Raw genomic sequence first — 508 nt, forward strand, 5'->3', positions numbered from 1 at the left:
ATTCAGTGAGCGATTGATGGTTAACCCGATTTCCTCGCCATGTATGTCTTGCAAGCGCGGAAAGTGTTTGAGCGCGGCTTGACAAACCTCATCATCTAGAGCCGCAATCAACTCTAAGTCTTCAATAACAGTAATCATCTCTTGAGTGCTATAGGCATCACTTTCATGATAAAAGCGCGCTAAGGCCTCGAACTTAACGACTTTACCAGTTCGGCTATCAATTATTGGTTGAAAATGAACATCCACCAGCCCACTGTCGATTTGCGCTTCCAAAAACGCCTCTAAATGCTGGCGTTTTACTAACTCAGAATGAAGCTCACTATTATAAAAATTAAAATAGCCACCTTCTCCAGAAAGTGAGGACAACATCGCCTGGGCTGCATGCGCTAACGCTTGCTTTGGCCTGTTTGTATCATAGCCGAGGATTGACACTCCCGTTTGTCCCTCAACGATAGTGGTATGCATTTTTGTTCCCATTTCATTCCTAAGCTCAGTGAAGAACCCTTTC

General features: G+C 44.3%; 1 protein-coding gene. It reads right to left on the bottom strand.

Features of this window, described 5'->3' with window-relative positions:
• Positions 1-508 (bottom strand): EAL domain-containing protein (locus R7Z50_RS31320; RefSeq protein ID WP_318150255.1); only part of this gene is annotated, 508 nt, incomplete at both ends.

It is taken from the genome of Vibrio sp. 1249-1, assembly GCF_033340495.1.